Source organism: Paenibacillus sp. CF095 (genome assembly GCF_900101225.1).
In the GTDB taxonomy this organism is placed as follows: Bacteria; Bacillota; Bacilli; order Paenibacillales; family Paenibacillaceae; genus Paenibacillus.
Genome location: NZ_FMZN01000004.1, coordinates 340,161 through 348,869, shown reverse-complemented (window position 1 = coordinate 348,869; position 8,709 = coordinate 340,161). Strand labels below are relative to the sequence as shown.

Sequence of the window (8,709 nt, the reverse complement as noted above, 5' to 3'; positions counted from 1 at the left end):
TGAAGACGACGAGGTAGATAGGCTGGGGGTGGAAGTGCAGCAATGCATGGAGCTGACCAGTACTAATCGGTCGAGGGCTTATCCAATAGCAAGTTTTAATTCGCGTGTTTCGTTTCGAATCTAGTTTTCAGAGAACGATCTCTGAAGCATATTCCCTGATAGCTCAGTTGGTAGAGCACTCGACTGTTAATCGAGTTGTCACAGGTTCGAGCCCTGTTCGGGGAGCCATATGGAGAGGTGTCCGAGCTGGCCGAAGGAGCACGATTGGAAATCGTGTAGGCGTCACAAGCGTCTCGAGGGTTCGAATCCCTCTCTCTCCGCCATAATATTAAGGCCCGTTGGTCAAGGGGTTAAGACACCTCCCTTTCACGGAGGTAACAGGGGTTCGAATCCCCTACGGGTCATAATAACTTCGAAAAAAGAAGTTGATTTTTACAACAAGATTATGGTATGATCATAAATGTGTTGTTCGGAGGCTTAGCTCAGCTGGGAGAGCATCTGCCTTACAAGCAGAGGGTCGGGGGTTCGATCCCCTCAGCCTCCACCATATAAACTTTATAACGACGCGGGGTGGAGCAGCCCGGTAGCTCGTCGGGCTCATAACCCGAAGGCCGCAGGTTCAAATCCTGCCCCCGCAATTATACTTTCCTTTGAGAAAGTGATCTGGAACCGTGGTGTAGTTGGCCTAACATGCCTGCCTGTCACGCAGGAGATCGCGGGTTCGAATCCCGTCGGTTCCGCCATTTAATCTTTACATGAGGCAAACTGTTCACTACATCTGCTGTATGGCACTGATGCCCTATATAAAGTGTAAGGAATTAAGATTAGACTTTATTATGGCTCGGTAGCTCAGTCGGTAGAGCAGAGGACTGAAAATCCTCGTGTCGGCGGTTCGATTCCGTCCCGAGCCACCATTTTCAAAACAATTTAATATGCCGGTGTAGCTCAACTGGTAGAGCAACTGACTTGTAATCAGTAGGTTGGGGGTTCAAGTCCTCTCGCCGGCACCATGTAATCCTGGAGGATTAGCGAAGTGGCCAAACGCATCAGACTGTAAATCTGCTCCCGTACGGGTTCGGTGGTTCGAATCCATCATCCTCCACCAGTTTTTAGGGGCATAGTTTAAAGGTAGAACAACGGTCTCCAAAACCGTTGGTGTGGGTTCAATTCCTGCTGCCCCTGCCAATTAACTTTTTAGATAATAACCTTTTGTGGCGATCGTGGCGAAGTGGTTAACGCACCGGTTTGTGGATCCGGCATTCGGGGGTTCAATTCCCCTCGATCGCCCCTTTGTTTTTTTCATTTTTTATTGGGGATTAGCCAAGCGGTAAGGCAACGGACTTTGACTCCGTCATGCATAGGTTCAAATCCTATATCCCCAGCCATTATGCGGACGTGGCTCAGCGGTAGAGCATCGCCTTGCCAAGGCGAGGGTCGCGGGTTCGATTCCCGTCGTCCGCTCCAAAATATGGCGCCATAGCCAAGTGGTAAGGCACAGCTCTGCAAAAGCTTTATCCCCAGTTCGAATCTGGGTGGCGCCTCCAGCATATGCCGGCGTGGCGGAATGGCAGACGCGCTCGACTCAAAATCGAGTGGGAAACCGTGGAGGTTCGAGTCCTCTCGCCGGTATATTGAATAGCCCTACATGTTGCTTATGCAATGTGTAGGGCTATTTTCATTTTATATAAATTGATTTTTTGTATTGTAAGGATAGTTGGACGTTAATAAAGATTGACGTATGATTATATTAAGTATATTGTAGATAAATAAAGTCTTTAATGTAAAGGAGTGAAGTAGAGTGACTAATGGAAAAAATGTATTGGATACCGATCTGTTATTTGATCTTTCTGTATGGGAAGAGGCATGGAAGAATCGTCCGAGAAGTTCAAAATATAAGAAGAAGAGCCCCCCCTTTAATACAGAAGAAGCATTTGAGCGGTGGGCCAGAGATTATCATGCACAGTCGTTCACCGAAGAAGGAAAGCAGCGTTCTGAACGCATTATGGGCTGGATTGAAAACCAGGGTGTGGAATTCTCAGGGTTATCCATTTTGGACATTGGAGCGGCCTCAGGCATATTTACCATTCCTTTTGCGGAAAAGGGGGCAAATGTGACAGCAATTGAGCCTTCTGAGTTGCTTGTCTCCCTTATGAAAGAGACGATACCTTCAGCTCTGGAATCCAAAATTGAAATCGTAAACGAACGATATGAGGAAATCTCTATTCAGGATAAAGGCTGGGAGAAGAAATATGACTTTGCATTTGCATCCATGTGTCCGGCGATGTCGGATTGGGAAACGATTGAGCAGGCGATCAATTGTGCCCGGAAGTATGTGTATATAAGTACTATGGCGGGACAGAAGGAACACACACTAATGGATGAACTTAAGGATGTACTGGGAGTAACTTCTTCATACATGGCCGGTGATATGGGGTATATCCAACAGTTGCTGTATTTGAAGGGTTATTCTTATACGATGATTATTACGAGAGAAGTTAACTCATTTGAATTACCGGTGAAAGAGATTATCGAGCAGCTGCCAGAATGGCTTAATACGTATGAGTTCCCATCCGATGAAGATTCTCTCAGATTGGCTGAGAAGTACATTCGGGATACGTACAGGGATAGTACGGTGACCTTCTCACGTGGAGCAAGGTTTGGCAAAATTCTAATTCAACTTGAACAACCCAATATGAAAACAGTTCGCACTAAGGATAAGCGATAATTCGCGTAAGCTTGGCACGTGTACTGATAATCAGGAATTGAGACGGACAATGTAGTCTAACGTCTAAGATGACACTAGGAAGCATCGTACTACCAAACAAGAAGATGCACGTGTGAAACATATGAAGTTAAGATTGCAGAAGTGAAGTTGTAGGTGAAGGGTGCAGGTTATAAGCTCCCTCTTTTTTGAAGCCACTAATTCATCGACCGCTTTGAACCAGACCCTCATTTATTTAGAGATGTTCGAGACAACGAAAAACAAAACACATACCTCGTTTTCAGAGATGATCTCTGAAGCATATTCCCTGAAATTTCAGTTGGTGAGCAATCAACGGTTAATCGAGTTGTCACAGGTCCGAGCCCTGGCCCTGTTCGGGGAGCCATATGGAGAGGTATCCAAGCTGGCCGAAGGAGTACGACTTACAATCGTACTCCTTTTCTAATTTCGGTTCGACACTTCTGCTTTCTGCTTACGCTCCCGATACTGGCCGGGGGTGATTCCTTCCCATTTACGAAATGATCGGATAAAGTTTTGTGGATTGTTGTACCGAAGTCGTGCTGCGATATCTTTAACGGTTAGATCACTTTCGTCAAGCCATTTTTTAGCGATATTAAATCGGTACTTGGTCAGATATTCACTAAATGCACAGCCTGTCTCTTTGCGGAAAACACTACTTAAGTAGTTGGCATTGTAGTGAAGCTTAACAGCACATTCCTCAAGCGTCAGATCCTTATCATAATCTTGATGAATCATGGCAATCATTTTCTCAGATATATGTTGATACTGGGCATACTGTCTTGCTTTAAAAACCTGGATGATGGGCAAGATGACTTGATGGTTAAACCATTCCTCAACTTCAGCAGCGTACTGCAAACCATGAAGTTCATGAAACATCGAGCCCCGACCTTGGGAGATCTGTCCGAGTCGTATGCCGGATTCCTGAGTCATTTGCAAAATATGCGTGAGTAGCCTCGTAAGAGCCACCTCATACTCCTCGGGTGTAACCTCCATACCAAAGATCACTTCAAGCAGTTGTTGCAGAAGAGCAGAGGCCTGGACTTCGTCCGCACTTTGAATAGCTTGGATCAATGAATATTCCAATGATTCCGGGTAGGTCATGGGCCAAGTGGGAGCGTAATGATCTATGTTCTCATATTGAAAAATAATGCCTGTTCCCAGCTTCATCCGATGCCTCAATGCTTCCATAGCTTCTGTGTAAGCTTGAGGGATGTGATATATAGAGCTGTGCGGCTGGCTGAATCCTATACTGACTTGAAGAGTTAGAATCTTATCCATCTGTTGTTGTAACTGGTCTGTTAATACATATAGTTGCTGTGAAAAAATAAACTGATCCTGTTCAACGGTCCCAATCACCGTGACTACCGTATGTTCCAGCACAATGGGAAGCAATTGTTGGTTATGCACAACCGTTTCCGCCAATATATTTTGAATAGCGAATAATAAGAGGTCACGATCACTAGCTCTATATTTTGTATGATTAACGAGATCGGCCTGTAATGTAATAACAGCAATTTGTTGCCATTCCCGAACCTGATGCGTGTAGCCATATTCATTCAAGGTGTCATGAAGAGTATGAACAGGGATCTTACCCTGGAACAGATTGATCATAAAATGAGTGCGAATCTGCAACAGATGCATATTAAGTGTGTTCTCTAATTGGGAGCGAGAGGCAGATAATTGTGAGACTCCTGCTCTAATCTGTTCGAACTCATCAGAAAATGGTGGTGATTGCTGAGCTAATGTTTTTCCTTCTTTGGACAGATGGTTGTCACCAAGTTGGGTTAAAAGTTTACGAATCGGGACATGCATTCGCTTGGAGCCGAGCCAGGCGAGTAATAATGAAAGTAAAAGTAAGAAGATACTGATATACAAGGTGTGTAAGCCGATATCGATATATTCTTGTGTCAGAATATTGGTAGGTGAGATTAGAACATATGTCCATCCTTTTAAGGTAGAAGGGCTATATGTCAGGGAATAATGTGTATCTGCGATCTTGACTTCCCGTTTTTCAAAGCCTGTTGAAAATGTAATGGGTGATAGTTTGGTTATGTTGTCTTCCGTATCCCGATCCTGTAATCCTAAGGCAGACAAAGGTTGTCCAATGTATACAGGATCGGGATGGACCAAAATACGTTGTTCCCGATTCAAGATGATCAGTCCTGAGGCAGCATTGCCTAAGAAGGCTTCTCCAAGTGTATTTTGCAAAGAGCATGCAGGAATTCCCGCAATCAGAGCAGCATCGGAAGACGTATTTAGATCCGGAATAGATCTCGCAAGGGCAATATGATAAATACAGCCTGTACCGGGTGAACGCTCATCATTACTGAACACCGATGAAGGGGAGAGCTGCCATCCAGAGGTTAGCGTATCCGATATCAATTCCTTCATGGGAAGAGCCAGCGGAAAATCCGTATTACGATATAATCCGGCATGATCAATAAGCCAATTCTGAGATTGATTCACCAGGGTAATATCCAGCATAGGTTCCCATGACCTCATATTCTTAAATTCACTCTGCAGTTTGTCGGCAAGCAAAGGCCCTTTCCCTTCCAGTGAAGAAGAAGCAGACAGGGAACGGAGGGTTACTGGAGAGCGAACGGCCTGATCAAGCATATAACTGACTGTAGCGAGTTTGTGCTCTACGTTGGATTGCATTTGTTCCAGCAACTGTCTGTTGGCCTGCGTACGATGCAGCTCAGTTTGGTTCGATGAATAGATAAATGCGGCAATTCCCGTTAACAAAATGGGCAGGGTGCTTAACAGGATTCCAAAGATGATCATTTTATGGAGATAGCTGATTGGTCGCACAGTTTCAGTTCCACCCCTGACATTAGAAATAGTAACACTTTCTATTTTAGTAAACGCTTACATATAGAACAATCTAAATTTTGTTTATTTGGATAAATAAGTAATTTTATGAGAGGGTATAGAAGTAGAGATAAGGGATTGCTGATAGATGATCTTGCAGAAACGGCTTGGACTGACTATCCAACACGGAATCATGAGAAACGAAATTGCAGTGTGAACGTAAATAGAGACATGGACATCATTCTCTCTACAGGTCGATATCGGCTAAAGGGCAGCCTGAATACGGGTAATGGAAGGTATCTGGAGTGTTATTCAGCTTAGGTGGAACGTTGGTCTTATACAGGGACAGTCAAAGGTCCAACTAGATCCCCGACCTGAGTCTAGGATGAAAAACCGTCCACGGTCTGTTTTGAAAAGTCGCGGAATCCCCTAGAATAAGGACATAAGGTTAAACAAGAAACACGGAAACAAAAAAACAAGAAACAAACGAACAAATGACTCAACACATTAAAACGAACGAATGGAAAGGGCGGTGAACAACAATTATGAGATTGAATAAGGGAAATGGCTGGGCGATTGTATTGATTGCGCTGGGTGCACTACTCCTCTTCGGAAAGTTAACTCCACTTCTTGGACACTTAATGGGTTATCTGATTCCGGTCCTGATGATTGCACTGGGATACTACGGAGTTAAACGAGGGAATGTGATGCTTGGCTGGATTGTTCTCATCATCGGTATCATCTCACTGATGGGTAAACTGGCATGGTTGATCGGACCGATCATCGCGATCGGGTTAATCATCTTTGGTATCTCAATGCTAAGCAATAACCGCAGTCGTCGTGGTCGGTACTAAGTTTTCACGATTATGAAAAGGAGGGACAGAACATAATGAGTGTATTTCGTCGAATGCGGGATATTACCGTAGCCAATCTGAACGAACATTTGGAGCAAAGTCAGGATCCAGTCAAACTGATTGATCAGTTCCTGGTCTCGACCCGCCAAGACATCGGTGAAGCCGAGAAACTTCGTCATCAATATGCAAGCCATACCAGACAAATGAAACAACAAGCCGATCAGGCAGCAGGTATGGTGAACAAACGGGAAGAACAGGCTTCCATGGCTCTGAAAGCAGGGGAAGAACATCTCGCTAAGCTGGCCTTGCAGGAGAAAATCCTCCACGAGGAAAAAATGGAACAGTACAATGAATTGTATGCACAAAGTTATGCGGCATTACAGGAGCTGGATGAACAGATCGACCAGCTGAAGGTTGAATATCAGAATGTATACAGCAAACGTCAATATTACTACGCTCGTATGCAGACGATTCAGTTACAACAACGTATGAACCAGAGAGGCAATCACAACGGTCAGAATGTACCCCGTATGTTTAACCGACTGGATGACCAAGTCTCTGATCTCGAATATGAAGCACAAAGTCTCCGCGATATCCGGCGGATGAGTCAAGATGGTTCAGGAGTGACTGGCAGCATGTCATCCTCTACGCTGGATAAGGAACTGGAACGCTTAAGACAGAAATTGAACAATGACAGAAAGGAGTAGTCACATGAGTAAATTATACCGCTCGGCGCGTAATCGAATGCTAACAGGTTTGATCGGCGGCATTTCTGAAAATCTCGGATTGAGTACCACGCTGCTACGTATCATCTTCTTCATCAGTATTTTCGCTACGGGAGGTACATCATTGTTGATCTACTTCATCGCTGCATTGGTGGTACCAAAGGAATCCAACCACGTTGATCCATATGCTTATGATTCCAACGTAAGAGGATACAAGTAAACGAAAGGAGCAAGCACATGAGCAAATTATACCGCTCAACGCGTGACCGGATGTTAACCGGCTTGTGCGGCGGAATTTCCGAAACCATCGGAATGGATTCCACCCTGCTGCGTATCATCTTTGTTATCAGTATCTTCGTAACTGGCGGCACGTCGTTGTTAATATACTTTATTGCAGCACTGGTGGTACCAAAAGAGCCGTATCCGCCTTATGATCCATATGGCTACGGTCCGGGCCCAGGTCCTGGTCCTGGCAGAGGATACAACAACTATGATCACCAGCCACCAAGAGGTCCTTTTCAAAATAATCACAACCAACAAGGTCCTGGTAACTTCGGTCCCGGCCCTGGATACAACAGCAGACCTCAATCTGGTCCGCGTTCTTATGACAACAACGCCTACGGAGCAGGTGCACCACAAGAAAGTGAACTTGATTCCATGATGAAAGATATCGAGAAAAAAGCACTGAAAAAAGAAGTTGAAGAGCTTCGCCAAAAATTATCTCGTTACGAGAAGGGAGAAAAGTAAAATGGGAGTATTTAAACGGATTAAGGATATGACGAAAGCATCGGTAAATGATATGTTGGATAAAGTAGAGGACCCGATTGTAATGTTGAACCAGTACTTGCGTGATATGGAGGCTGAGATTCATGAGGCAGAGGTAACTGTTGCCAAACAAATGGCAAATGAGCGTCGCATGAAACAACGTTTGGATGAAGCGGAGCGTACTTCGGTACAACGTGAGTCCCAAGCAGAAGCTGCTCTGTCTAACGGTCAGGAAGAAGTGGCACGCAAATTGTTGGAAGAGAAAATCTACTTTGATCAAAAAATTACGGAGTACAGCGAACTGCACGCACAGTCCGAAGCACAAGCAAAAGATCTGTTGCAACAGTTGCATGATATGAAAGATGAGTTCTACAAAATGCGTAACAAACGTAATGAACTCGTATCCCGTGCACAAATGGCAAAAGCCAAAAAACAAATGTCTTCCATCAACAGTTTGCATTCGATCGAAAGTGGCGGCGCATCACTTGGATTCCACCGCATGGAAGAGAAAATCATGCAGCTGGAAGCTGAAGCTGACATAGCTCGTGCACCTTATCGCAACACATCATCCACTTACACAAATCCTGTAGATGTGGAAAAACAATTCAAAGTGGATCAGCAATTACAAGCCCTCAAAAACAAAATGGGCAATGGTTCCAAGAATGAAGCGAACGGAACTTCAAAAGAATAACTGTTCGCTTAGTGGACAATATGATATTCTATAAATCGTGTATAATGTACGGTTGGTAGAACAAAAGTTAAGCCATACAGGACTTCATTGCCTGGTATGGCTTTTCCGTTGAATAAAGAG

At 44.5% G+C, this 8,709-nt stretch carries 7 protein-coding genes, 15 tRNA genes and 1 rRNA gene; 22 read left to right on the top strand and 1 reads right to left on the bottom strand.

Annotated features, from left to right (window positions below; genetic code table 11):
- The 17 genes from BLS69_RS26145 to BLS69_RS26065 form a co-directional block, all read left to right on the top strand.
- Nucleotides 1-86, top strand: a 23S ribosomal RNA gene (locus BLS69_RS26145); the annotation flags it as partial.
- Nucleotides 87-152: 66 nt separating this feature from the next.
- Nucleotides 153-228, top strand: a tRNA-Asn gene (locus BLS69_RS26140).
- Between the two features lie 3 nt (nt 229-231).
- Nucleotides 232-323 (top strand) — tRNA-Ser (locus BLS69_RS26135).
- Nucleotides 324-332: 9 nt separating this feature from the next.
- Nucleotides 333-404 (top strand) — tRNA-Glu (locus BLS69_RS26130).
- Nucleotides 405-471: 67 nt separating this feature from the next.
- A tRNA-Val gene (locus tag BLS69_RS26125) sits at nt 472-547 on the top strand.
- A 17-nt stretch (nt 548-564) separates the two neighbouring features.
- Nucleotides 565-638 (top strand) — tRNA-Met (locus BLS69_RS26120).
- A 27-nt stretch (nt 639-665) separates the two neighbouring features.
- A tRNA-Asp gene (locus BLS69_RS26115) sits at nt 666-743 on the top strand.
- Between the two features lie 95 nt (nt 744-838).
- Nucleotides 839-914 (top strand) — tRNA-Phe (locus BLS69_RS26110).
- A gap of 20 nt (nt 915-934) precedes the next feature.
- Nucleotides 935-1,010, top strand: a tRNA-Thr gene (locus BLS69_RS26105).
- A 9-nt stretch (nt 1,011-1,019) separates the two neighbouring features.
- Nucleotides 1,020-1,105 (top strand) — tRNA-Tyr (locus tag BLS69_RS26100).
- Nucleotides 1,106-1,111: 6 nt separating this feature from the next.
- Nucleotides 1,112-1,185 (top strand) — tRNA-Trp (locus BLS69_RS26095).
- 29 nt (nt 1,186-1,214) lie between these two features.
- Nucleotides 1,215-1,287 (top strand) — tRNA-His (locus BLS69_RS26090).
- A gap of 23 nt (nt 1,288-1,310) precedes the next feature.
- A tRNA-Gln gene (locus BLS69_RS26085) sits at nt 1,311-1,385 on the top strand.
- 4 nt (nt 1,386-1,389) lie between these two features.
- Nucleotides 1,390-1,464: transfer RNA gene (locus BLS69_RS26080), tRNA-Gly, on the top strand.
- Between the two features lie 6 nt (nt 1,465-1,470).
- Nucleotides 1,471-1,544 (top strand) — tRNA-Cys (locus BLS69_RS26075).
- Between the two features lie 6 nt (nt 1,545-1,550).
- Nucleotides 1,551-1,629 (top strand) — tRNA-Leu (locus BLS69_RS26070).
- A 169-nt stretch (nt 1,630-1,798) separates the two neighbouring features.
- Nucleotides 1,799-2,725, top strand: coding sequence for a class I SAM-dependent methyltransferase (locus BLS69_RS26065; protein ID WP_091037982.1), 927 nt, complete (start codon nt 1,799-1,801; stop codon nt 2,723-2,725).
- A gap of 438 nt (nt 2,726-3,163) precedes the next feature.
- Here BLS69_RS26065 and BLS69_RS26055 read toward each other — a convergent pair whose 3' ends face one another.
- The gene (locus BLS69_RS26055; protein WP_091037979.1) at nt 3,164-5,554 is read right to left on the bottom strand and encodes a helix-turn-helix domain-containing protein; all 2,391 of its coding nucleotides are present in this window, start codon (nt 5,552-5,554) and stop codon (nt 3,164-3,166) included.
- Between the two features lie 545 nt (nt 5,555-6,099).
- Between BLS69_RS26055 and BLS69_RS26050 the strand changes: the two genes are divergently transcribed.
- The 5 genes from BLS69_RS26050 to BLS69_RS26030 are packed head-to-tail and all read left to right on the top strand — an operon-like array spanning nt 6,100 to nt 8,589.
- Complete coding sequence (locus BLS69_RS26050; RefSeq protein ID WP_017692311.1) at nt 6,100-6,408, top strand: LiaF transmembrane domain-containing protein; 309 nt, start codon at nt 6,100-6,102, stop codon at nt 6,406-6,408.
- Between the two features lie 35 nt (nt 6,409-6,443).
- The gene (locus BLS69_RS26045) at nt 6,444-7,115 is read left to right on the top strand and encodes a PspA/IM30 family protein (protein ID WP_091037978.1); all 672 of its coding nucleotides are present in this window, start codon (nt 6,444-6,446) and stop codon (nt 7,113-7,115) included.
- Between the two features lie 4 nt (nt 7,116-7,119).
- Nucleotides 7,120-7,353, top strand: a complete 234-nt coding sequence (locus BLS69_RS26040) for a PspC domain-containing protein (protein ID WP_017692313.1) — start codon at nt 7,120-7,122, stop codon at nt 7,351-7,353.
- Between the two features lie 17 nt (nt 7,354-7,370).
- A complete protein-coding gene (locus BLS69_RS26035; protein WP_091037976.1) occupies nt 7,371-7,880 on the top strand; it encodes a PspC domain-containing protein in 510 nt (169 codons plus the stop codon).
- A gap of 1 nt (nt 7,881) precedes the next feature.
- A complete protein-coding gene (locus tag BLS69_RS26030) occupies nt 7,882-8,589 on the top strand; it encodes a PspA/IM30 family protein (RefSeq protein WP_091037974.1) in 708 nt (235 codons plus the stop codon).
- Nucleotides 8,590-8,709 lie beyond the last annotated feature (120 nt).